The organism is Ensifer sp. MJa1 (genome assembly GCF_037026475.1).
GTDB lineage: Bacteria > Pseudomonadota > Alphaproteobacteria > Rhizobiales > Rhizobiaceae > Ensifer.
In genome coordinates this window covers 211211-234058 of the sequence record NZ_JAKUMO010000004.1, presented here as the reverse complement: position 1 = coordinate 234058, position 22848 = coordinate 211211, and the positions used below count along the sequence as shown (strand labels likewise).

Sequence of the window (22848 nt, the reverse complement as noted above, 5' to 3'; positions counted from 1 at the left end):
AGATCATAGGACTTGAGCGTTAAAGTCAATCAAAAACGATCAAGTTCGCGCATATTGCGCTGCACAATGAAAAAATATGATTGATTGTGATTGACAATGGTCGATCGTGATGGAAGCATGAACGACATCGGAGGAGCGCATGCACGAGAAAGAAAGACACCGGATCATTCAGTCGGCGGTTCAGGAAAAACCCGTCGTCACCGTCCAGGAACTGGTCGATCTGACCGACAGTTCCGAAGCGACGATCCGGCGCGACATCGCAGCCCTTCACGTGCAGAAGAAGCTTCGCCGGGTGCGCGGTGGCGCCGAGGCGATCAACCCGCCGCAGTTCGTCGGACTTGCCGGCCGGCCGTTCAAGGTCAACGAGGGCCTGCACGCCCGCGAGAAGCAGGCGATCGCCAAGGAGGCGGTGGCGCTTTGCGAGGATGGCGAGCCGATCATCATCAACGGTGGTACGACCACCTTCCAGATGGTGCACTTCTTAAGCAATCGTCGGATGCAGGTGTTCACCAACTCGTTCCCGATCGCCGAGCACCTCCTGAAGCACTCGAAGAACACGGTGATGCTGTCGGGCGGCACGATCTACCGCGAGCAGAACATCATCCTCAGCCCCTTCGACAATGACGTGACGCGCAATTTTTATGCGCGCCGCATGTTCATGGGAGCGCAAGGCCTGGGCCCCCTCGGCCTGATGGAGGCCGATCCCCTTCTGATCCAGGCGGAACAGAAGCTCATCGACCAGGCTGACGAACTCGTCGTGCTCGTCGACTCGTCGAAATTTCACAAGCGGTCGAGCCTCATCCTTTGCGGGCTGAAGCGGATCGCCACCGTGATCACGGATTCGGGCATCGAGGACCGACATGCCGCAATGCTCGAAAATGCCGGGGTGAGGCTGGTTGTCGCCAGTTCCAGAACCGGCGCGGATGCGGAGAACATATCCTCGTCCGCCTGAGGCGGATGAGGAGAGGGGAAGGCGGCGGTCACGGTGAAGGGAGCCGGATCGTTGCCATTGGAGGAAGTCGCGCCGTTGCGCATTGATTGTGCACCGGTCAACGGGAGGAAATGAACATGAAGATCCTGAAGTCATTGATGGTCACGGCCGCGGTTTCGCTGGCGCTGATGGCCAATGCAGCGCACGCGGAAAACAAGAAGATCGCGCTCGTCGTCAAGGCGCTCGGCATCGGCTTCTTCGAGGCGGCCAACAAGGGCGCCCAGGAAGCTGCCAAGGAACTGGGCGATGTCGAGGTGATCTACACCGGTCCGACGTCGACGACGGCCGAAGGCCAGATCGAGGTGATCAATTCGCTGATCGCCCAGAAGGTCGATGCGATCGCCGTCTCGGCCAATGATACCGATGCTCTGGTTCCGGCGCTGAAGAAGGCGATGGACCGTGGCATCAAGGTCATCTCCTGGGATTCGGGCGTCGCCAAGGATGGTCGGTCGATGCACCTCAACCCGTCGTCGAACCCGCTGATCGGCAACATGATCATCAAGCTTGCCGCCGACAACCTGCCTGAGGGCGGAGACGTCGCCGTGCTTTCTGCGTCGGCGACGGCGACCAACCAGAACACCTGGATCGCCGAGATGAAGAAGGTTCAGGGCAACTACAAGGGCATCAATGTCGTGGCCACCGTCTATGGCGACGACCTGGCCGACAAGTCCTATCGCGAAACGCAAGGGCTCATTCAGTCCTATCCGAACCTGAAGGCGATCATCGCGCCGACCTCGGTCGGCATCGTCGCCGCCGCCCAGGCTGTCACCGATGCCGGCAAGATCGGCCAGATCAACGTCACGGGCCTCGGCCTGCCCTCGGAAATGGCTGGCCACGTGAAGTCGGGCGCCTCCAAGTCCTTCGCGATCTGGAACCCGATCGACCTTGGCTATTCCGCAACGATGATCGCTTACGACCTAATTGGCGGCGCAGAAGCGAAGCCCGGCGCTGAACTGAAGATGGGCCGCATGGGCGCCGTCAAGCTCGACGACAACAATGAAGGCGCGATGGCCGATCCGTTCGTCTATGACGCCAAGAACGTCGAGGAGTTCGCCAAGATCTTCTGATCGGGTGAATGGATACGAACGGTCTGCCCCTCATCGGCGCGGTGAGGGCTGCCCCTCATCCGCCTGCCGGCACCTTCTCCCCGCTCGCGGGGAGAAGGAACAAGCGGCAGCCGCTCGCTCCTTTCGAGATCGGGGAGCAGATAGGCGCGGCTTTCTCGTTCCCTCTCCCCGCCTGCGGGGAGAGGGTTAGGGCGAGGGGCAGCCCAAACTGCCGAAGCGCTTGTCTCATCGAAACGTCTAAACTGGTGGATTGTCTCTTGCTCCAGGATACGCTTACATCGCGGATGAAGCCCGCCATCGCGCTCGAAGGGATCTCGAAATCCTTCCCCGGCGTGAAGGCGCTCTCCGACGTTTCGTTGTCGCTCTATCCGGGTTCAGTGACCGCGCTGATCGGCGAGAACGGCGCCGGCAAGTCGACGCTGGTGAAGATCCTGACGGGCATCTACCAGCCGGACGGCGGCGTCATCCGTGTGGCTGATCAGGAGGCTCACTTTCCGACGGCGCTCGCCGCAGCACGCGCTGGCGTCACCGCGATCCACCAGGAGACCGTACTCTTCGACGAACTCTCGGTTGCCGAAAACATCTTCCTCGGCCATGCCCCGCGCAATCGCGTCGGGTTCATCGATTGGAAGAAGCTGAACGCCGATGCCCGTGCGCTGCTTGTCCGCGCCGGTGCCGATCTCGATCCGACAATCCGCCTGCGTGACCTCGGCATTGCCAAGAAGCATCTCGTTGCGATTGCCCGCGCGCTCTCCGTCGATGCCCAGGTGGTCATCATGGACGAGCCGACGGCGGCGCTGTCGCACAAGGAGATCCATGAGCTCTATGCCCTGGTCGAGCGCCTGAAGGCCGAAGGCAAGGCGATCCTCTTCATCAGCCACAAGTTCGACGAGATCTTCCGCATCGCCGACCGCTACACGGTGTTTCGCGACGGAACCATGGTCGACGAGGGGTTGATTGCCGATGTTAGCCAGGACGAACTGGTGCGCCTCATGGTCGGCCGCGCCGTCGGTTCGGTCTATCCGAAAAAGGACGTCGCGATCGGCGAGCCGGTGCTCACCGTCTCGGGCTATCGCCACCCGACCGAATTCGAGGACATCAATTTCGAGCTTCGCCGCGGCGAGATTCTGGGTTTCTACGGCCTAGTCGGCGCCGGGCGATCCGAATTCATGCAGTCGCTGATCGGCGTCACCCGACCGTCGGCCGGTGCCGTCCGCCTCGATGGCCAGGTGCTGGTGATCCGCAGCCCGTCCGAAGCGATCCGGGCCGGCATCGTCTATGTGCCGGAGGAACGCGGCCGTCAGGGGGCGATCATCGGCCTGCCGATCTTCCAGAACGTCACGCTGCCGTCGCTGTCGCGCACCTCGCGCTCCGGTTTCCTGAAGCTTGCCAACGAGTTCGCGCTCGCCCGCGAATACACGTCCCGCCTCGACCTGCGTGCCGCCTCGCTCGACCAGGACGTCGGCACGCTTTCAGGCGGCAACCAGCAGAAGGTCGTCATTGCCAAATGGCTGGCGACGAAGCCGAAGGTGATCATCCTCGACGAGCCGACCAAGGGCATCGATATCGGCTCCAAGGCGGCGGTGCACGCCTTCATGAGCGAACTGGCAGCGCAAGGTTTGAGCGTCATCATGGTCTCCTCCGAAATCCCAGAGATCATGGGCATGTCCGACCGCGTCATCGTCATGCGCGAAGGGCGGATCGCCGGACGTTTCGAGCGCGCGGAGCTCACGGCGGAAAAGCTGGTGCGTGCCGCCGCCGGCATCCAGGAGGCTGCGTGATGACCAAGTTTCTCAAGAACCGAGAACTGCTGCTCGTCGGTGCGATCGCCGTGCTGCTTCTCCTCATCACCTGGCGGTTCCCGCCTTTCGTTGCGCCTTCAAACCTCGCCCGCGTCTACAATGACACTTCGATCCTCATCATCCTGGCGCTCGGCCAGATGGCGGTGATCCTGACGCGCTGCATCGATCTTTCCATGGCCGCAAATCTGGCGCTTTCTGGCATGGTGGCGGCGATGCTGAACGCGGCCTTCCCGGGCCTGCCGATCCCCTTGATCATCCTCGCCGCGGTGATGTTGGGCACCGTCCTCGGCATGATCAACGGGGCGCTCGTCTGGAAGCTCGATATCCCGCCGATCGTCGTCACCCTCGGCACACTCACCATCTATCGCGGCCTGATTTTCCTCTTGAGCGACGGCAAGTGGATCAATGCCCACCAGATGAGCGAAGCCTTCAAGGCCCTGCCGCGTGATGCGCTCCTCGGTTTCCCGGTTCTGTCCTGGCTGTCACTGGTAATGATCGCACTCGTCTTCCTGCTGATGAGCCGCACCGCACTCGGTCGCGCCTTCTATGCCGTCGGCGGCAATCCGCATGCAGCCGTCTATACCGGCATTGACGTCGGCCGCACCCGCTTCTCGGCCTATTGCCTCTCGGGCGCGCTTGCAGGGCTGTCCGGGTATCTCTGGGTGTCGCGTTATGCCGTCGCCTATGTCGATATCGCCGCCGGCTTCGAGCTCGACATCATCGCGGCCTGCGTCATCGGCGGCATCTCGATCGCCGGTGGCATCGGTACCGTCGCTGGCGCCGTGCTCGGCGCACTGTTCCTCGGCGTCATCAAGAACGCGCTGCCGGTCATCAACATCTCGCCCTTCGCCCAGATGGCGATCTCCGGCATGGTCATCATCATTGCCGTTGCCGTCAACGCCCGCGCCGAGCGCCGCAAGGGCCGTGTTATCCTCAGAAAGGCGGAGGCTGTCTGATGGCCGAGACCCAGCTTACCCCCCGCCACATTCCCGATCGCCTCGAGGGCCGCGGTGCCCGACTGATGAAGAGCTGGGAGAGCCTGCTCCTCGTCGTCGCTTGCCTCATCTTCCTCGGCAACTCGCTGGCCTCGCCCTATTTCCTCGATCCGTGGAACCTCTCGGATGCCACGTTCAACTTCACCGAAAAGGCGATCATCGCCTTTGCCATGGCGCTGGTAATCATCTCGGGCGAAATCGATCTGTCGGTCGCCTCGATCATAGCGCTTGCCTCGACCGCGATGGGTTATGCCGTCCAGCTCGGCTTCGACACGCCGGCGCTGGTGGCGATCGGCCTCTCTGTCGGCCTCATTTGCGGCGCGATCAACGGTCTCCTGATCACCGGTCTCGGGCTGCCGTCGATCGTCGTGACCATCGGCACGATGAGCCTCTTTCGCGGGCTCTCCTTCATCATCCTCGGCGACCAGGCCTTCACCGGTTATCCGGACAGCTTCTCCTGGTTCGGCCAGGGCTATGTCTGGTGGGTGTTCTCTTTCGAGTTCACGCTGTTTGTCATCCTCGCCGTCGTCTACGCCGTCGTCCTGCACAAGACCAATTTCGGCCGCGCGGTCTATGCCATCGGCAACAACCAGACGGCGGCGCTGTTCTCCGGCATCCGCGTGCCGCGCATCAAGTTCATCCTGTTCCTCTTGACCGGCCTGATGGCGGGGCTCGCCTCGATCTGCCTGACTTCGCGCCTCGGCTCCACCCGCCCGTCGATCGCGCTCGGCTGGGAGCTCGAAGTGGTGACCATGGTGGTTCTCGGCGGCGTCAACATTCTCGGCGGTTCCGGAACGATCCCCGGCGTCGTGCTCGCGGCATTGATCATGGGCATGGTGACTTTCGGCTTCGGCCTGCTCAATGTTCCGGGTATCGTCATGTCGATCTTTATCGGGCTGTTGCTGATTTCGGTGATCGCCCTTCCCATCCTGTGGCGACGCGCCCGTCGCCGGCTTGCGCATTGAGGTTCTGATGGAAAAATACGCGTTCCGCATGCGGCTGAACCCGGGCATGGCGGCCGAGTACAAGGCGCGGCATGACGCCATCTGGCCGGAGTTGGCGGCCCTTCTGAAGGAGGCCGGCGTCTCCGACTACTCCATTCATCTGGACGAAGAGACGGGCCTGCTCTTCGGTGTGCTCTGGCGGACAGACGATCACCGCATGGCGGATCTGCCGTCTCATCCGATCATGCAGAAGTGGTGGGCCCACATGGCCGACATCATGGAAATCCGCGCCGACAACGAGCCGGTGGCCGTGCCGCTCAAGACCGTCTTTCACATGGACTGATGCCATGCGGGTTGTCGGCGTCATCGATATCGGCAAGACCAACGCCAAGGTTGCGGTCGTCGACCTCGACCGCTTCGAGGAGATCGCCGTTCGCAAGTCCGTCAATGTCGTCTTGACCGACGGGCCGTATCCGCACTTCGACGTCGAATGGCTCTGGGCCTTCGTGCTCGAAAGCCTGGCGGCATTGAATGCCGAACACCCGCTCGAGGCCATCTCGATTACCACGCATGGGGCAACGGCCGTGCTGCTCGACGCCGCCGGCAAGCTGGCGCTGCCGGTGATCGACTACGAATTCTCCGGCCCCGACCGTCTTGCCGCCGACTATGGTCGGGTGCGCCCGCCATTTTCCGAGACGGGGTCGGCCCGGCTCCCGATGGGCCTCAATGTCGGAGCGCAACTCTATTGGCAGCAGAAGACCTTTCCTGAGGCCTTTGCCAAGGTCGTGTCGATCCTGACCTATGCGCAATACTGGACCTACCGCCTGACGGGCGTGCTCTCGAACGAACTGACCTCGCTCGGCTGTCACACGGATCTTTGGAACCCGACGGAAGGCAGGTTTTCGTCGCTGGTCGAGAGCCAGGGCTGGCGGCCGCTCTTTGCACCGGTGCGTCGGGCGAACGAGATCGTCGGGCCGCTTCGACCGGACCTCTGCACTGCAACCGGTATTGCAATGGCAACGCCTGTCTATTGCGGCATCCACGATTCCAACGCATCGCTGCTGCCGCATCTCCTGACCCGCAAAGCACCGTTCTCCGTCGTTTCGACCGGTACCTGGGTCGTCATGCTGGCGGTCGGTGCCGAGCCGAAGACGCTCGACGAAGCGCGCGACACGTTGATCAACGTCAACGCGCTGGGCGATCCCGTGCCCTCGGCGCGCTTCATGGGTGGTCGGGCCTTCCAGATGCTGTTGGGGGAGGGCGCTGTTTCCTCGTCCATCGACATTGAAGAGGCGGTTGCTGCGGCCGGGCACATGTTGCTGCCATCTGTTCCGGAAGGTTCGGGCCCGTATCCGTCCGCAAAGGCCGACTGGACCACGGACGAAGAGGCACTGTCTCCGGCCGAACGCTATGCCGTCGTCTCATTCCATCTGGCGCTGATGACCGCGACGTGCCTTGATCTTATCGGCGCTCGCGGCGAGATCGTCGTAGAAGGTCCGTTCGCGGCCAACAATGCCTATCTGCGCATGCTGGCCGCAGCATGCGGCCGGCCCGTTTTTGCCGACCCCCACAATGTAACGGGGACGAGCCTCGGGGCGGCAAGCCTCGTTGCCGGATCCAGCGTCAGGACCGGCGTGCGCCCTTTTACCGGTACAGTAACGGAAAGCCTCGTCCATTATGCCGGGACTTGGCGAAAGGCGGCAGACAGCCATGCCCGGATAGAAAAGCGGCCGTAGAGCGTCCGCCCCCGGCCGGAAAATGCTTGGGTGTGCCAGTAATGGACGAGCCTGTGCTCGATCAGAACACGGGATTGCGTTTTCCTGACCGGCTATGCTCAAGATTGAGCACGATCGATACTGCCATCATTGTCAGGATTGCTGTGAGTGCGGCGCCAATGCCAAGAACAATCATTGTTCGTATCCCATAAGCGCATCGTCATGATGTCGCTTTGCCTGGTGCGAAGGTTTCTTCGCGCATGCAGCGCCCACTTCACTTTCGCTTCGATACGCGAGCGCAAGCAAAAGCACAATTCTCAACTCTTGTGATTGAGAACCTGTTGGATTCCGGCCTGTTTATTACAGTTTTGTTGCGGCGCAACAAATGCGCGAGAAAAGGCCCTGCGAATTTTAGTGATTCCGATTACAGGCGAGGAACCGTTAACCTTCAAGCAAGGAATTAACCATAAACATGGTCCCACACGTCGGATTGGGATACTCGTAAATCTCCTCAAGGCATGACGCCGCCCCGCCGTACCGGTTCCGGTCCGGTATCCATTCTTCACCGAATTTACTTGCGGGATGACCGATAGCAGACGCTTTTGGCGGGGGCTGATCTCATCAATGTGGCGTGCACGTCCGGTGGACTGTGGCCCCTCTTGATCCTCCTCAGGGAAAATTCCGAACACGCAGTACCGGGGATCAGCGTTGAGGCAGGAAGCATCGTCAGAACAGGCAAGGAAGGGCCAGGCAGGCAGTCTGCATGAGCGCTTGCGCTTTGCCGGGCTCGACGACGATAGCTGCGCTCGCGTCCGCGATATCAGGCAGAAGCTCTCCCCGCGCATTGATCTCGCCCTTCGCGACCTTTTCCAGCGGCTCCAGTCCTATCCCGACGCTGCCCGCCATTTCGACAGCGATCGCCAGATCGATCGCCTCCAGGATCTGCAATCGTCGCACTGGAACGTGCTGACTGATGCCCGTTTCGACGGGCTCTATGCCGAACGCGTGAAGGTTCTCGCCGACACGGCAAACCGCATGGGGCTCGACCCGCGCTGGCAGATGGCAAGTCATGCCGTCGTGCTCGAACACCTGCTCGTTGGCTTGATCGAGGATGCCTGGCCGAAGTCCTTCCTGCCGATGGGTAAGGCACGGCGCCGCGAACTTTGCGATCTCGTCGCCGCACTTGTGCGCACCGTCTTCGTCGATACCGAAATCGGTGTCTCGCTCCGTTTCAACGGCCTGCGCCAGCAGCATCAGCGTCAGCTTGCCGATCAGCGCAGCGCCGACGAACAGGACGTCAAGGCGCTCTTCGCAGACTTTGCCGAGGGCCTGAGCCAGGGCGATCTCGCCGTGCGTCTGCCGGACGCGACGGTCGAAGCCTACCAGCCGATCGTTGCCAGCCTCAACAGCGCGCTCGAACAGATCCAGCAGAGCCTGCAGGCATCCGATCAGCGCAGCCAGGCGGCCGCCGCGCTCGTCGATCGCATGCGCGGCAATGCCGCGGCTTTTTCCGACAAGGCTGGCGCCGAAGCCGAGGCGCTGTCCGGTCAGCTTTCCGCCCTTGCCGGCGTGGCCGACCGCATGGCGAATGGTTCCGCCAAGATCAGCGGCACCGAAGCGAAGGCCAACGAAACCCGCATCGCGGTCGAGCGCAGCGGCGCGATCGCCGGCCAGGCGATCACGGCCATGGCCGATATCGAAGCCTCGGCGGAAAAGATCGGCCAGATCATCGGCGTCATCGACGAGATCGCCTTCCAGACCAACCTTCTGGCGCTTAACGCCGGCATCGAGGCGGCGCGTGCCGGCGACAGCGGTCGCGGCTTTGCCGTCGTCGCCCAGGAAGTGCGAGCGCTGGCGCAACGCTCCGGCGAGGCGGCGCGCGAGATCAAGCAACTCGTCACAGGCACCAAGGCGCAGGTCGAGACCGGCGTCGAGATCGTCGGTCGCACGCAGGATGCAATCAGCAGCATTGTCGAGCAGGTCACGGCGATCAACTCCGCCGTCTCCGGCATCGCCCGCGAGGCGGAGCAGCAGGTCGGCGACCTCAAGGGCGTGACCAGCGAGATCGGAACGATTTCGCAGGGTGTCCAGGCCAGTGCCAGCCTGGCCGGGGAGACCGCACGATCGTCTGACGATCTCCATACGGTCATCGTCGAGCTTGGCGAAACAATCAGGCAGTTCCGCCTGGAACGGCGCCATCCGGCTTCAACCGCTCCGGCGGCCAGCCGTGAGCCGCGCCGGCAGGAGCTGGCGGCGCCCGTCGAGGAGCCGGCGGCATCGCTGTTCGACGACGGGCTGCAGCGGCAGTTCGCCGGATGGCAGCGCTGATTTCAAGGGCAGTACCAAGTTAGCAGTCGAGGAAGACAGGAATGGCCAGCAAGAAGACCACTCAGAAGACGCTCAGCCTCGCTCCGGTTTTGGACCTGAACGAGGCAACGGCGTTGCATGAGAAGCTCTTGGCTCTCAAGGGCAGCGACCTTGTGATCGACGCTTCGGCGGTCGAACGGGTCGGAACCCTTTGCGTCCAGGTGCTGATGGCTGGCGCCAGGACCTGGGAAGAAGATCATCTGTCTTTCACCTTCAGCAAGGTGTCGGACGCTTTCGAGAAAACGACACAGCTCATCGGGGTCGAGATCGATCATCTGGTGGCAAAGGAGATTTGAGGAATGAAAAAGCGAGTTCTGACGGTCGACGACTCCCGGACGATCCGTAACATGCTGCTGGTCACGTTGAACAATGCCGGGTTCGAAACGATCCAGGCCGAAGATGGCGTCGAGGGCCTTGAAGTCCTCGAGGAAGCCAATCCCGACGTGATTGTCACCGACATCAACATGCCGCGCCTCGACGGCTTCGGCTTCATCGAGGGCGTGCGCAAGAACGACCGCTATCGCGCCGTTCCGATCCTGGTGCTGACCACCGAAAGCGATGCGGAAAAGAAGAACCGCGCGCGTCAGGCGGGAGCCACGGGCTGGATCGTCAAGCCGTTCGACCCGACCAAACTGATTGATGCAATCGAGCGCGTAACGGCCTGAAATCCGGGGATAGCCTCCAATGGATATGAACGAAATCAAAGAGATCTTCTTCCAGGAATGCGAGGAACAACTCGCCGAACTGGAATCGGGTCTGCTCAAGCTCAATGACGGCGACCGTGATCCGGAAACGGTGAACGCCGTGTTTCGCGCGGTGCACTCGATCAAGGGTGGCGCCGGCGCTTTCGGCCTGGACGACCTTGTCTCTTTCGCGCATGTGTTCGAGACGACCCTTGATTGCGTTCGCTCCAACCGGCTCGACCCCGGACCGGAGGTCCTGAAGGTAATGCTGAAGTCGGCCGACGTGCTCGCCGACCTCACCAACGCCGCCCGTGACGGCGGCAGCGTCGACGAGGCACGCAGCCGGCAATTGATCAAGGAGCTCGAAGCTCTGGCAAACGGCGAAGTGCCGCAGGCTTCCGCAGCTCCGGCTGAGCCTGTCGCCAAGCCCGTGGTTGCTGCTGCGCCGCCGCCGGTGAATGACGAAGGCTTCCAACCGGTCGCGTTTTCATTCGACGACTTCGATGCGCCTGAAGAGCCGCCGCTGATGGAAATGCCCGTCTACGAGATCGTCTTCAAGCCGAAGTCCGATCTGTATGCGAAGGGCAACGAGGCAACGCTGCTTCTGCGCGACCTCTCTCGCCTCGGCGAAATGAGCATTCATTGCGACATGTCGGAGCTACCGGCGCTCGACCGCCTGAACCCGGAAAACGCGTACTTCTTCTGGAAGATTTCGCTGAAGACGGACAGGGGCGAGGACGCGATCCGCACGGTGTTCGAATTCGCCGAATGGGATTGCGATCTCGAGATTTCGCTGATCGATGACGAGACCGCCCAGTCGGGCGAAGAGCTGCCGATGCAGCCGGTTCCGTTCGATCTGTCGATCCTTGACGACGAGCCCGCCATATCCGTCGGCGTGGTCGAAGAGGAAGAACAGCTCGCAGCCCAGCAGCAGGACATCCGCAACGCTGCGGTCGCCGCTGCCGGCACCGCCAGCAATGTGCTTCAGATGGCGCAGTCCGCTGCCCGCGCACCGGCCGAAAAGCCGGCGCCGGCCGCCAGTGCCGCCGCCCAGAGCGCTGCCGCTCAGCAGGCCGCTGCCTCCGCTGCCACGCCAACCATCCGCGTCGATCTCGATCGCGTCGATCGCCTGATCAACCTCGTCGGCGAACTCGTCATCAACCAGGCGATGCTGTCGCAAAGCGTGGTCGAGAACGACACCAACGGCACGTCGTCGATCAATATGGGCCTCGAGGAACTGCAGCAGCTCACCCGCGAGATCCAGGACTCGGTGATGGCGATCCGCGCGCAGCCGGTCAAGCCGGTCTTCCAGCGCATGTCGCGTATCGTTCGCGAAATCGCCGACATGACCGGCAAGTCGGTCCGGCTCATTACAGAAGGTGAAAACACCGAAGTCGACAAGACGGTCATCGACAAGCTCGCCGAGCCGCTGACGCACATGATCCGAAACGCCGTCGACCACGGCCTCGAAACGCCGGAAAAGCGCCTTGCCGCCGGCAAGAGCGCCGAAGGCACGGTACGCCTGACGGCCAAGCACCGGTCCGGTCGCATCGTCATCGAGCTTGCCGACGACGGCGCCGGCATCAACCGCGAGAAGGTGCGCCAGAAGGCGATCGACAACGACCTGATCGCAGCCGACGCAAACCTTTCGGACGAAGAGATCGACAACCTGATCTTCCACGCCGGCTTCTCGACGGCAGACAAGATCTCCGACATTTCCGGCCGCGGCGTCGGCATGGACGTGGTCAAGCGCTCGATCCAGGCGCTCGGCGGACGCATCAACATCTCGTCCAAGCCTGGCCACGGTTCGGTCTTCACCATGAGCCTGCCCCTGACGCTCGCCGTCCTCGACGGCATGGTGGTCACGGTCGCCAACCAGACGCTTGTGGTCCCGTTGACCGCGATCGTCGAGACCTTGCAGCCGGAAGCCGCCGCGATCCATTCCTTCGGCGCCAACCAGCGGCTGATCTCGATCCGCAACTCCTTCTGCCCGCTGGTCGACGTCGGTCGCATCCTCAACTTCCGCGCCATCCAGGCAAACCCGGTCGAGGGTGTCGCCCTGCTGGTGGAATCGGAAGGTGGCGGCCAGCGTGCCCTCATGGTCGATGCGATCCAGGGCCAGCGCCAGGTGGTGATCAAGAGCCTCGAGGCCAACTACACCCACGTGCCGGGCATCGCCGCCGCGACCATTCTCGGCGACGGCCGCGTGGCGCTCATCCTTGATGTCGATGCGATCGTCGCCGCCTCGCGCGGGCAGTCGCTGAAGCCTGAAATGTCACTTGCTGCTGCCGGATAATGACAATGACCTATGCCGCAAAAAATCTGACGACGGACGGACGGGAGCTGATCGCTTTCCGCGTCGGCGCTCAGGAATTCTGCGTGAACATCATGGCAGTGCGCGAGATCCGTGGCTGGACGCCCGCAACGCCGATGCCGCATGCGCCGCCCTATGTGCTCGGTGTGATCAATCTGCGTGGTGCCGTACTGCCGATCGTCGATCTTTCGGCTCGGCTCGGCATGAAGCCGGCCGATCCGACCGTGCGCCACGTCATCATCGTCGCCCAGGTGAAAAGCCAGGTCGTTGGCCTGCTGGTGGATGCCGTCTCGGACATCCTGACGATCACCGACGACAAGATCCAGCCGACACCCGATGTCGTGTCCTCCGAGTTCGAGAAGAGCTTCGCGCGCGGCGTGCTGGCAATCGAGGGCCGGATGATCTGCCTCATAGAGCTGGAAGCCATCTTCCCGCAGGAAGAAAGGGAAGCCGCATGAGGAACCAGGTCGTGTTCGAACAGAAGCTGTCGCCGGACGAGTGCCTGGCGAGCGGCGAGTATCCGCTGACCCGTCGCGATCTCACCGAGATTGCCGCGATGATCTATGCGGATGCCGGCATCTATCTCAATGAGAGCAAGGCATCGCTCGTCTATTCGCGGCTGTCGAAGCATATCCGCAATCTCGGGCTCAAGGGTTTCCGCGAGTACTGCCAGCTGGTGGCGTCGCCCGCCGGTGCCGCCGCGCGGCGTGACATGCTCTCGCACCTGACGACCAACTTCACGCGGTTCTTTCGCGAGAACCACCACTTCGAGCACCTGAAGACGGACGTGCTGCCGGAGCTGATCGCGCGCGCCAAGGCCGGTGGCCGGGTGCGCATCTGGTCGGCCGCCTGCTCGGACGGGCAGGAGCCCTATTCGATCGCGCTGACGGTCCTGTCGCTTTTGCCGAACGCGGCGGACTACGACTTCCGCATCCTGGCGACCGACATCGATCCGAAGATCCTGGCGCTTGCCCGGGCCGGCGCCTACGACGCGACGGCGCTTGAGACCGTCAACCCGGCCATGCGCAAGCAATGGTTCTCTGAAGTGAATGTCGGCGGACGCTTCAAGTGGCAGGTCGATGACCGCGTCAAGCGGCTGATCACTTTCAACGAGTTGAACCTGATGGCGCAATGGCCGTTCAAGGGTCCGTTCGACGTTATCTTCTGCCGCAACGTCGTCATCTATTTCGACGAACCGACCCAGATGAAGATCTGGTCGCGTTTCGCCGGCATGCTGAACACCGACGGTCATCTTTACATCGGCCACTCTGAGCGTGTGTCGGGCGACGCCAAGGCGCACTTCGACAACATCGGCATCACAACCTATCGCCATACCGGCAAGTTTCATGGAGGACGGGCATGACTGCTCCCGCTCGTGTTCTCGTCGTTGACGACTCCGCCACCATGCGTGGCCTGATCACCGCTGTTTTGAACGCCGACCCCGACGTGACCGTCGTCGGCCAGGCAGCCGACGCCATGGAAGCGCGTCAGGCGATCAAGCAGCTCGATCCGGATGTCATCACGCTCGACATCGAAATGCCGAACATGAACGGCCTCGAGTTTCTCGACAAGATCATGCGGCTGCGGCCAATGCCGGTCATCATGGTCTCGACGCTGACGCACAAGGGCGCGGAAGCAACGATCGCCGCGCTCGAGATCGGCGCCTTCGATTGCGTCGGCAAGCCGCATCCGGGCGATCCGCATCCCTTCGCCGGTCTCGTCGACAAGGTGAAGGCTGCGGCGCGCTCGCAACGCAAGTTCATCATCACCGGCAACAAGGCCGCCGCACCTGCGCCTGCCAATGCCAACACCGCTTCCGAGTATCGCGCCGGCCGCAAGATCATCGCGATCGGCGCCTCCACCGGCGGCGTCGAAGCCCTGATCACCGTGTTGCAGAAGTTCCCGGCCAATTGCCCGCCAACCGTGATCACGCAGCACATGCCGCACACCTTCACCAAGAGCTTTGCCGAGCGGCTGAATCGCTTGTGCGCGCCAGCGGTGCAGGAGGCGACGGACGGTGCGCGGCTTGAAATCGGCAAGGTCTATCTGGCACCGGGCGGCGAACGCCACCTGCAGGTCGCCAACCCGACGGCCCCCTGCTGCCGCCTGGTCGACCGCGATCCGGTCAACGGCCATCGGCCGTCAGTCGACGTGCTGTTTGATTCGGTTGCTGAACTTGCCGGACGCAATGCGATCGGTGTGATCCTGACCGGGATGGGGCGCGACGGCGCCTCCGGTCTCCTGAAAATGCGGCATGCCGGAGCAAAGACCTTCGGCCAGAACGAAAAAACATGTGTCGTCTACGGCATGCCGAGAGTCGCCTATGAATTGGGCGCTGTTGAAACCCAGCTTCCCCTCGGTTCCATCGGGGAGGAAGTCCTGAAAGCAGCGGCGCTCCGCAAGGAAGGAAGCGAATAATGTCCATCGCCGAAAAAATCAAAGTTCTGATCGTCGACGATCAGGTGACGAGCCGCCTGCTTCTGGGCGATGCCCTGCAGCAACTCGGCTTCAAGCAGATCACTGCCGCCGGTGACGGGGAGCAGGGCATGAAGATCATGGCCCAGAACCCGCACCACCTGGTGATCTCCGACTTCAACATGCCGAAAATGGACGGGCTTGGCCTCTTGCAGGCGGTCCGTTCCAACCCGGCGACCAAGAAGGCGGCCTTCATCATCCTGACGGCCCAGGGCGATCGCGCTCTGGTTCAGAAGGCAGCCGCGCTCGGGGCCAACAACGTGCTCGCCAAGCCGTTCACCATCGAGAAGATGAAGGCTGCAATCGAAGCCGTATTCGGGGCGCTCAAATGAACATTGAAGCCGCCGGCAAGCGTGTGCATGTCATTCAGGGCGAGTATAAGGTCTTCAACGATCCGAACGTCGTGCTGTCGACCATCCTCGGCTCCTGCGTGGCCGCGTGCATGCGCGACCCCGTGGTGGGCGTCGGCGGCATGAATCACTTCCTGCTGCCGGGCTCTGCGACGTCGCCCGCTTCAGGCGGTGACGCGACCCGCTACGGGGTCCACCTCATGGAGCTGCTCATCAACGGCCTCCTGAAGCAGGGGGCACGCCGAGATCGTCTCGAAGCCAAGATCTTCGGCGGCGCCAAGACCATCGCCCGCTTTTCCAATGTCGGTGAGCAGAACGCTGCTTTCGCGCGCCAGTTCCTGCTCGACGAAGGCATCCGCATTGTCGGGGAGAGCACCGGCGGCGAACACGGCCGCAAACTCGAATACTGGCCGTCGAGCGGTCGTGCCCGGCAATATGCGCTGACGGGTGTGGAGACCCAGCGCACGGTGCAGATGGAAGAGCGTCCGGTGGTCGCGCCGCGTCCGGTCGAAAGCTCCATCGAATTCTTCTGATCCTGAGAGGCCTGCCGCCCGGCGGGCCAATGGGACCCTTCTGCCTAAGCCCTCAAGCCACGTGAGACACACAGATGCAGACTGACTATCAGGGCCACATGCCGCACGTGGAAGAAGCACTGCCGGAAGTGTTGATGCGCATCGTCACCGAATTGCACGACGTTGCCTATCTGATCGAACGGATCGAGCCGCAGCTGATCGGTGACCAGGGCGCCGAGGCGCTCGCCAACCCCGACAAGATGATGATGCTGCAGGGCATTGATCTGGCCGTGCAGAAAACACGCGGACTTGCAGAGTTCATCGACACGATCACCGCGGCGATCCCCGACGACTGGCTCGTCGACGTCACCACCGCGGTCAGCCTGGTGAAGCTTGCCGACATGAAAAAAGCACTCGGCAACGGCATGTTGCGCCACGGCCACTCGCAGCCACTGACCAAGGCTGCCGGCGATTTTGAGGCGTTCTGACGCCTGTGGCGTCCGAGCGGTGAGCTTCCTAAAGAAGGCATTGCTGTAAAATCAAAGGCTTGCGCTGCGTTCTGTGGCGCCGCCTTGCGGTAGCGTAGCGTCGCTGCACGCCTTTGCCTGCCGAATTCGCGGTCGTGGATAGTCGACCGGCCAGGCAATTCCATCGGCCAATCGAACCGATCAAGCCAAGTTCGCGCAAGTTTCGTTTCCTACGGTCCGGATCGGGACTGGTGGATTCGCGCGCATTGGAAGTCGATACAAGGCATGCCGATACCCAGAAAACCCGAATGTAGGAACTGCGTAGGGCGCGCGGCCGATGACCGGCTCGAAGGCCTTGCGATACTGGGTGCGGAAACAGAATGAGTCTGTTGGATCAACTCTCGACGGTCACGAAGAACCTGAGCAATCTCGGGCAAGGCAAGCTGGTCGCGCTGGCGGCGGCGGGTATTGTCGCGGTCGGCCTGGTTCTTGGGGCCGGAATTTACGTCAACAGACCCTCGTTCGAGACGCTCTATGTCGGGCTTGAACGCAGCGATGTCACCCAGATCAGCATCGCGCTGGCCGAGGCCAACATCGATTTCAATGTCGGTTCCGACGGCGCCAGCGTCCAGGTGCCCGTCGGCATGACCAGCAAGGCGCGGCTGCTGCTTGCAGAGCGCGGCCTGCCGAGCAGCGCCAATGCCGGCTACGAACTCTTCGACAATGTCGGTTCGCTCGGCCTCACCTCCTTCATGCAGGAAGTGACGCGCGTTCGCGCGCTCGAAGGCGAAATCGGCCGCACCATCCAGCAGATCTCCGGTATTGCCGCCGCCCGCGTTCACATCGTCATGCCCGAGCGCGGCAGCTTCCGCAAAGCCGACCAGAATCCCACCGCTTCGGTGATGATCCGCGCCAGCGCCACGGTCGGCCGCAGCGCCGCCGCCTCGATCCGCCATCTCGTCGCCTCCTCCGTGCCGGGCCTCGACGTCGATGACGTGACCGTGCTCGATTCCACGGGACAGTTGCTCGCCTCCGGCGACGATCCGGCCAACAGCGCGCTCAACCAGTCGCTCGGCGTTGTCCAGAACGTGCAGGGTGAACTCGAAAAGAAGATCGACAACGCGCTTGCGCCCTTCCTCGGCATGGACAACTTTCGTTCCAGCGTCACCGCGCGGCTGAACACCGATACGCAGCAGATCCAGGAAACTGTCTTCGATCCGGAATCGCGGGTCGAGCGCTCGACGCGCGTGACCAAGGAAGAGCAGAAATCCAGCCAGCAGCAGCCGGACAATGCCGCGACCGTGCAGCAGAACATTCCGCAGGCCGCTCCGCGCGGCGGCCCCGGCCCGCAGTCGAGCGACGAGGCCGAGAAGAAGGAAGAGCAGACCAACTACGAGATCAACAGCAAGACGATCGCGACCGTCAAGAACAGCTACACGATCGAACGCCTGTCCGTTGCCGTCGTCGTTAACCGCGGCCGACTTGCAGCAATGGTGGGTGAGCCGGCCGACCAGGCCAAGATCGATGCCTACCTGCAGGACATGCAGAAGATCGTCGCCTCCGCCGCTGGCCTTGATACCAACCGTGGCGACGTCGTGACCCTGACGGCCATGGACTTCGTCGAGACGCAACTGCTTGACCAGGCAGTCGCCGGGCCGGGCGTCATGGAAACGCTCACCCGCAACCTCGGTGGCATCATCAACGCCCTTGCCTTTGTCGTGGTTGCCGCTCTGGTGGTCTGGGGCATGCGTCCGCTGGCACGCCAGCTCGGTCTCGGCGGCAATGCCGGCCAGATCGAAGGCGAAGCTGCCGGCCTCGAACTGCCCGACTTCTCTCCGACGACTGCCGGTGCCGGCGGCGCGCTCATGGAAGGCTTCGGTTCGGACTTTGGTTTCGACAGCACCGACGACCTGCTCAACATGGGCGAGGATGCCGGCGGCTTCAACCGCCGGGTCAAGGAAGGGCCGGAACGGCGCCTGGCGCGCATGGTCGAAATCAGCGAAGAGCGCGCGGCCAAGATCCTGCGCAAATGGGCTCTCGACAAGGCCGCCTGATACGCCGGCTGCAACACCTCTCAACGCATGCAGATCCCGCCTTATGGCGGGATTTCTGTTTTTGGCGCAGCCATGTGGGTATCGCGGCACCGTTCATGATCGGCGCAAATAATATGGGAGTCTGTGCGACCCCGCCGCCCGCAAGTCGGATTTGCTTCAAGTTTCGAAGTGATCTCGCCCGAGTCCTGCCGAGCGTCGCCGATGGTAACACTTTAACGATATCTTAATTTATAGATTCCGCTCGCGCGCATGGCGTGCATATCGTGTGCGCATCTACTATCTATACGTAGGGCTATACATAGTTTACCGAAAATATAACTTCGATAATATCATAAGAAATGCTTGCAATTACACAATTTATATATTGGTGAAATGAGTGTGATCTGAAAATGCATTGGTGCATTTCAGCAACAGCTCCGAAAACAAAGTATAATTTCTTTAGATTCTAAAGTTCTCAGAGAACCAATAATCGCCCATCAACTGAGCAAAACGGCGCCGAAACGGGCCGTTTCTGCCGCCTCTAGGCGTTGTCGCGGCCGAGAAATCGTTCGCGCGCTGCTGAGAAATCGTTATCTATCAATATTTTGTACGACGGACAGGGTTCTGCTGCCCGTTTCATCGGGATTGGGAGGTCCCGTTCTGCCGAATCGCTCCATGCAAATGAGGCGAAGTAAATAGCGATATGGGGGCGGTGTTTTTTTCCGCGTGGCGATGTACATTTTTAGCAGTTGATTCGCGTCCTGATCTGCGACTGGTGGTGATATTCGGCTTCGGCCGGCTGTTGGCGGCGACAGTGCAAGTGCAGTTCCGGGATGTGGATGCGGCACAGGGGCAGAACTCATGGACATTTCGCAAGCAGACATTGCTGTCTGGCCTTTGCCGACGGCACCGGCACGTGTGCGCGGCGGCGGTCTCTCGCGCGAGCAGCTTTTGCGACGGCTGGGTGAAATCGCCGGTCGGGGCGCACTCGGCAGCGGTCTTGCGGCGCTGACGGAATATGTTGGTGCGAGCCACTATCTGCTGGCGCGCTACGATCTCTCCCAGGACAGCGGTCTCGACTTCGTCGTCTGCTCCGATTGGCCCTTCGATGTGGTTCGGCGTCTCGCGGGCGTCATCACCGCACTGCATGCCAAGACCACCGAACTGGAAAAATGCATGGCCGTCCTGCAGCCGTGTTTCCATGCTTTGCCCGACAACACCGATCTGCCACGCGGCATCAGCCGTGAGTATTGTGCCATCACGTTCAACGTTGGTCGCCTGCGCTTCTCGCTGATGTTGCTGGTTCCGGAGGACGTGATCCTGTCGCAGGAGAGCCTGCGTGACGTCACGCTGCTGGCAGGCTATCTCGCAAGCTTCACGACACGGGCCGAAGTGCGCCATGACCGGGATTTCGAGCTCACCGAACGCGAGCTCGAATGCCTCTTCTGGATTGCTGAGGGCAAGACAAGCGAAGAAATCGCGGTCATCCTCGGGATCTCCCGCAATACGATCAACAACTACATCACCAGCGTGATGCGCAAGACCGCGACCCGGACGCGATCCGAAGCGATCGCCTACGCGGTGCGCAACAACCTTGTGTGAGGATCGGGCGAAATGACGCATTTTCTCGGCGGTGGCCGGATCGAGGACGATCACAAGCAGGCAAGGCAAGGCACTCGCGCGGCGCGCGCCGCAACCTTGATTACGCGACTGCAGGCCATGCAGCGGCAGATCAATGCCAAGCACTTTGCCGTCTTTCGCCTCAACGGCAAGGGAACCGTGCGCAAGCTGACCTGCGTGCTCGATAATTGGGGTCTGTCGGCCGAGGCCAACGCCCACGATCTTGTCGGCGCCTATGGCGAGGAGCTGGTTGCCCATCTCGATCAATCGCTGCTGCCGGTCCTTTGGAATGGGTCCGGCGAACACCAGGCGGCCGACGTTTCCGAGCTTGCACCCTTTGCGCACCGGTTGAAGGGGCGCAAGCTTCCCTATTCCGGCATCGCCTTTCCCGTGAGGCTTGGTGCTCAGGGCAACGGCTATGTCGTCTTTGCCGGCAGCTATGTCGATGCTTCAACGGAGCAGGTGGTCGATCTGCACGGGCGCAGCTGCATGATCATGACCGATCTGCTGGCGGCGGACGAGAAGCGCCTGGCCCCGGCCGAAACCTTGAGCGATCGTGAGATCGCTTGCCTGCAAATGGCCGGCGATGGCCACATCAGCGAGGAGATCGCCGAGCGCATGGGCCTGTCGGTCCACACCGTCAATGCCTATCTGGGAGCAGCGACGACCAAGCTCGACTCGGTCAACCGGATCCAGGCGATCGCCAAGGCGATCCGTCTCGGCTACATCAGCTAAAGCACGCTGCGATCTTTCAGATACGCTCCCGGCGATTCAAGTCGCTGGTTGTTGTATGTCGCGATCGCATAGCCGCCGCACAACCGCTCCAGCAAGGTCCGGCTCACTTGCGCTGACAGCATCCTGGACCACGCTGTGTCAGGGCGTCGCTGCTTCAGCCCTGACCGCGCCGGATCGGCCGCTCAGCTGGCGAGCGGCAGTTCGTAGGACTTGACGAACTTGGCGTCTTCCAGGCTCTTGACCAGGAAAGCCGTGTTCTCGTCCGGATCGGACGAGGGGGTTTGAAAGCTGATGTGGCTGATCTCGATGCCGGCGGTCTCGTTGCCGAGCGACAGACGGACATAAATGGTGACGCCGCGGGGCTTGAGCTCGAGGTCGAGGACGATCTCCGGCTCGCTGTCCCAGTCCAGATTGTAGTTGCCGCCAAGGCCGAAGTTCACCGTGCCGGGCAGGAAATAGAGCTCGGCGGCCGATTCGACGAGATCGGCGAGGCTGGCATAGGACTCGAACCGCAAGAGTGCGATGAAGTCGGCGGCGTCAATCAGGCGCAGCTCGGTTGCCACAGGGCGGATTGCTTCGGCGACGATTTGTTCCCGTTTCTCGGAGAATTCGCACTTTTTCATCGGAGTTATGTCATCCGTTTTGGTTGCGACGCATGCACCCTGTGAATGAGTTCGGCAACAGCCTTGTAAAACACGGGTGGAATCACACTATCGACCGAGACTTGTGCAAACATGGAGCGTGCGAGTGGCGGGTCCTCGAAGACCGGAACGCCATTTTTCTCCGCAATTTCACGGATTTTGAGCGCGACGAGGTCCTGTCCCATCGCCACGACGACCGGTGCGTCGTTTTCTTCGCGGACGTAACGCAGGGCGACCGCGTAGTGGGTCGGGTTGGCGATGACAAGCGTTGCGCGCGGCACCGACGAGATCATCCGCTTGCGCGCCCGGTCACGCTGCATCGAGCGCAGGCGCTGCTTGACGATCGGGTCGCCCTGCGCCTGCTTCATTTCCTCCTTCACCTCCTGCTTGGTCATCATCAGCTCCGTGTACCAATGGTGCCGTGACCAGAAGAGGTCGGCGATCCCGAGCACTGCTGTGGCAAACAGGATGACGATCATGATCTCGTTGAGATCTCCCGACATCGCTGAAAACATCGTGACCGGATCGGAGAACATCAGGTCGAGCGTGGCGAAATAGTCGTTCCAGAGCACCAGCACGACGACTACCGAGACGATGATGATCTTGAACAGCGACTTGCCGAACTCGACGAGCCCCTGGACGCCGAAGATGCGCTTGAAGCCCGCGATCGGGGACACGCGGTTCAGCTTGGGCTGGATGCGGTCGAGGACCGGGCGCGGCAGGTTCTGGAAGATCGACGAGCCAACGCCGAAGACCAGGAGCAGCACGAAGGCGGGAACGAGCAGCGCGGTCGATTTCCAGGCGAGGTGGGTGATCAGCGCCACGACGTCGGTCGCATTCTCCAGTCGCCAGGCATCGGGCTGCTCGAAGATGTCCTTGAGGGCTTCTGCCATGGTGGAGACGCCGTCGGCGAGGAAAAAGACGAAGAAGATGTAGATCGCAAGCGTCGAGGCGAACATCGTGGCTTCGCGAGAGAAGGGCACATTTCCCTTGTCCGCGGCGTCGGAGATCTTCTTCTCTGACGGAGCCTCTGTTTTGCTGTCTTTGTCCTGATCGTCCGACATGAACAGGAGGCTCCCGGTTTCCGCCACAGCCTCGTGCATCGGATCGGGTGCACAGCATGCTGAGGCACCCTGT

At 61.8% G+C, this 22848-nt stretch carries 22 protein-coding genes; 20 read left to right on the top strand and 2 right to left on the bottom strand.

From position 1 onward, the window contains the following. Positions 1-139: 139 nt before the first annotated feature. From MKZ91_RS08110 to visR, 20 genes are all read left to right on the top strand, one after another. A complete protein-coding gene (locus tag MKZ91_RS08110) occupies positions 140-952 on the top strand; it encodes a DeoR/GlpR family DNA-binding transcription regulator (protein WP_336169845.1) in 813 nt (270 codons plus the stop codon). 116 nt (positions 953-1068) lie between these two features. Further along, positions 1069-2058, top strand: coding sequence for a rhamnose ABC transporter substrate-binding protein (gene rhaS, locus MKZ91_RS08105; RefSeq protein ID WP_336169843.1), 990 nt, complete (start codon positions 1069-1071; stop codon positions 2056-2058). A 284-nt stretch (positions 2059-2342) separates the two neighbouring features. Further along, on the top strand, positions 2343-3839 hold the full coding sequence (locus MKZ91_RS08100) for a sugar ABC transporter ATP-binding protein (protein ID WP_336169841.1): 1497 nt from the start codon (positions 2343-2345) through the stop codon (positions 3837-3839). Then, positions 3836-4816 (top strand): ABC transporter permease, encoded by a 981-nt coding sequence (locus tag MKZ91_RS08095; RefSeq protein WP_336169839.1) that lies wholly within the window; start codon positions 3836-3838, stop codon positions 4814-4816. Before MKZ91_RS08100 ends, MKZ91_RS08095 begins: the two co-directional genes overlap by 4 nt. Further along, positions 4816-5820, top strand: coding sequence for an ABC transporter permease (locus tag MKZ91_RS08090; RefSeq protein ID WP_336169837.1), 1005 nt, complete (start codon positions 4816-4818; stop codon positions 5818-5820). The genes MKZ91_RS08095 and MKZ91_RS08090 overlap by 1 nt, the downstream gene beginning before the upstream one ends. Before the next feature lie 7 nt (positions 5821-5827). Further along, positions 5828-6142 (top strand): L-rhamnose mutarotase, encoded by a 315-nt coding sequence (rhaM, locus tag MKZ91_RS08085; protein ID WP_336169835.1) that lies wholly within the window; start codon positions 5828-5830, stop codon positions 6140-6142. A 4-nt stretch (positions 6143-6146) separates the two neighbouring features. Beyond that, entirely contained in the window at positions 6147-7535 is a 1389-nt protein-coding gene (locus MKZ91_RS08080; protein ID WP_336169833.1) for an FGGY-family carbohydrate kinase, read from the top strand. Positions 7536-8222: 687 nt separating this feature from the next. Then, a complete protein-coding gene (locus MKZ91_RS08075; RefSeq protein ID WP_336169830.1) occupies positions 8223-9842 on the top strand; it encodes a globin-coupled sensor protein in 1620 nt (539 codons plus the stop codon). Between the two features lie 41 nt (positions 9843-9883). Next, on the top strand, positions 9884-10177 hold the full coding sequence (locus tag MKZ91_RS08070; protein WP_336169828.1) for an STAS domain-containing protein: 294 nt from the start codon (positions 9884-9886) through the stop codon (positions 10175-10177). A 3-nt stretch (positions 10178-10180) separates the two neighbouring features. Beyond that, complete coding sequence (locus tag MKZ91_RS08065) at positions 10181-10546, top strand: response regulator (RefSeq protein ID WP_065784641.1); 366 nt, start codon at positions 10181-10183, stop codon at positions 10544-10546. 19 nt (positions 10547-10565) lie between these two features. Then, positions 10566-12860: a chemotaxis protein CheA gene (locus MKZ91_RS08060; RefSeq protein WP_336169822.1), complete on the top strand. Its 2295-nt coding sequence runs from the start codon at positions 10566-10568 to the stop codon at positions 12858-12860. A gap of 5 nt (positions 12861-12865) precedes the next feature. After that, a complete protein-coding gene (locus MKZ91_RS08055; RefSeq protein ID WP_336169820.1) occupies positions 12866-13336 on the top strand; it encodes a chemotaxis protein CheW in 471 nt (156 codons plus the stop codon). After that, a complete protein-coding gene (gene cheR / locus MKZ91_RS08050; RefSeq protein ID WP_336169818.1) occupies positions 13333-14241 on the top strand; it encodes a protein-glutamate O-methyltransferase CheR in 909 nt (302 codons plus the stop codon). The genes MKZ91_RS08055 and cheR overlap by 4 nt, the downstream gene beginning before the upstream one ends. Beyond that, positions 14238-15296 carry a protein-glutamate methylesterase/protein-glutamine glutaminase gene (locus MKZ91_RS08045; RefSeq protein WP_336169815.1) on the top strand — a complete coding sequence of 353 codons (1059 nt, stop codon included), beginning with the start codon at positions 14238-14240 and terminating at the stop codon, positions 15294-15296. Before cheR ends, MKZ91_RS08045 begins: the two co-directional genes overlap by 4 nt. Continuing rightward, positions 15296-15685: a response regulator gene (locus MKZ91_RS08040; protein WP_025425902.1), complete on the top strand. Its 390-nt coding sequence runs from the start codon at positions 15296-15298 to the stop codon at positions 15683-15685. The genes MKZ91_RS08045 and MKZ91_RS08040 overlap by 1 nt, the downstream gene beginning before the upstream one ends. Further along, entirely contained in the window at positions 15682-16236 is a 555-nt protein-coding gene (gene cheD, locus MKZ91_RS08035; RefSeq protein WP_336169808.1) for a chemoreceptor glutamine deamidase CheD, read from the top strand. The genes MKZ91_RS08040 and cheD overlap by 4 nt, the downstream gene beginning before the upstream one ends. A gap of 74 nt (positions 16237-16310) precedes the next feature. Further along, on the top strand, positions 16311-16703 hold the full coding sequence (cheT, locus tag MKZ91_RS08030) for a chemotaxis protein CheT (protein ID WP_336169806.1): 393 nt from the start codon (positions 16311-16313) through the stop codon (positions 16701-16703). Positions 16704-17062: 359 nt separating this feature from the next. Then, the gene (gene fliF / locus MKZ91_RS08025) at positions 17063-18736 is read left to right on the top strand and encodes a flagellar basal-body MS-ring/collar protein FliF (protein ID WP_336169803.1); all 1674 of its coding nucleotides are present in this window, start codon (positions 17063-17065) and stop codon (positions 18734-18736) included. 840 nt (positions 18737-19576) lie between these two features. After that, complete coding sequence (gene visN, locus MKZ91_RS08020; RefSeq protein WP_336169799.1) at positions 19577-20317, top strand: transcriptional regulator VisN; 741 nt, start codon at positions 19577-19579, stop codon at positions 20315-20317. A 12-nt stretch (positions 20318-20329) separates the two neighbouring features. After that, entirely contained in the window at positions 20330-21070 is a 741-nt protein-coding gene (gene visR, locus MKZ91_RS08015; protein WP_336169797.1) for a transcriptional regulator VisR, read from the top strand. 182 nt (positions 21071-21252) lie between these two features. On the opposite strand, the gene MKZ91_RS08010 is transcribed toward visR, so the two are convergent. Both MKZ91_RS08010 and flhB read right to left on the bottom strand, forming a co-directional pair. Further along, positions 21253-21693 (bottom strand): hypothetical protein, encoded by a 441-nt coding sequence (locus MKZ91_RS08010; RefSeq protein WP_336169795.1) that lies wholly within the window; start codon positions 21691-21693, stop codon positions 21253-21255. A 5-nt stretch (positions 21694-21698) separates the two neighbouring features. Continuing rightward, positions 21699-22775: a flagellar biosynthesis protein FlhB gene (gene flhB / locus MKZ91_RS08005; protein WP_336169793.1), complete on the bottom strand. Its 1077-nt coding sequence runs from the start codon at positions 22773-22775 to the stop codon at positions 21699-21701. Between the last annotated feature and the right edge of the window lie 73 nt (positions 22776-22848).

Coding starts and splice junctions, on each gene's coding strand:
- fliF (WP_336169803.1), top strand. CDS start 17,063: ATGAGTCTGTTGGATCAACTCTCGACGGTCACGAAGAACCTGAGCAAT.
- MKZ91_RS08065 (WP_065784641.1), top strand. CDS start 10,181: ATGAAAAAGCGAGTTCTGACGGTCGACGACTCCCGGACGATCCGTAAC.
- cheD (WP_336169808.1), top strand. CDS start 15,682: ATGAACATTGAAGCCGCCGGCAAGCGTGTGCATGTCATTCAGGGCGAG.
- MKZ91_RS08100 (WP_336169841.1), top strand. CDS start 2,343: ATGAAGCCCGCCATCGCGCTCGAAGGGATCTCGAAATCCTTCCCCGGC.
- cheR (WP_336169818.1), top strand. CDS start 13,333: ATGAGGAACCAGGTCGTGTTCGAACAGAAGCTGTCGCCGGACGAGTGC.
- MKZ91_RS08110 (WP_336169845.1), top strand. CDS start 140: ATGCACGAGAAAGAAAGACACCGGATCATTCAGTCGGCGGTTCAGGAA.
- MKZ91_RS08040 (WP_025425902.1), top strand. CDS start 15,296: ATGTCCATCGCCGAAAAAATCAAAGTTCTGATCGTCGACGATCAGGTG.
- MKZ91_RS08090 (WP_336169837.1), top strand. CDS start 4,816: ATGGCCGAGACCCAGCTTACCCCCCGCCACATTCCCGATCGCCTCGAG.
- rhaS (WP_336169843.1), top strand. CDS start 1,069: ATGAAGATCCTGAAGTCATTGATGGTCACGGCCGCGGTTTCGCTGGCG.
- flhB (WP_336169793.1), bottom strand. CDS start 22,775: ATGTCGGACGATCAGGACAAAGACAGCAAAACAGAGGCTCCGTCAGAG.
- MKZ91_RS08060 (WP_336169822.1), top strand. CDS start 10,566: ATGGATATGAACGAAATCAAAGAGATCTTCTTCCAGGAATGCGAGGAA.
- visR (WP_336169797.1), top strand. CDS start 20,330: ATGACGCATTTTCTCGGCGGTGGCCGGATCGAGGACGATCACAAGCAG.
- MKZ91_RS08045 (WP_336169815.1), top strand. CDS start 14,238: ATGACTGCTCCCGCTCGTGTTCTCGTCGTTGACGACTCCGCCACCATG.
- MKZ91_RS08055 (WP_336169820.1), top strand. CDS start 12,866: ATGACCTATGCCGCAAAAAATCTGACGACGGACGGACGGGAGCTGATC.
- MKZ91_RS08080 (WP_336169833.1), top strand. CDS start 6,147: ATGCGGGTTGTCGGCGTCATCGATATCGGCAAGACCAACGCCAAGGTT.
- MKZ91_RS08070 (WP_336169828.1), top strand. CDS start 9,884: ATGGCCAGCAAGAAGACCACTCAGAAGACGCTCAGCCTCGCTCCGGTT.
- visN (WP_336169799.1), top strand. CDS start 19,577: ATGGACATTTCGCAAGCAGACATTGCTGTCTGGCCTTTGCCGACGGCA.
- MKZ91_RS08010 (WP_336169795.1), bottom strand. CDS start 21,693: ATGAAAAAGTGCGAATTCTCCGAGAAACGGGAACAAATCGTCGCCGAA.
- cheT (WP_336169806.1), top strand. CDS start 16,311: ATGCAGACTGACTATCAGGGCCACATGCCGCACGTGGAAGAAGCACTG.
- rhaM (WP_336169835.1), top strand. CDS start 5,828: ATGGAAAAATACGCGTTCCGCATGCGGCTGAACCCGGGCATGGCGGCC.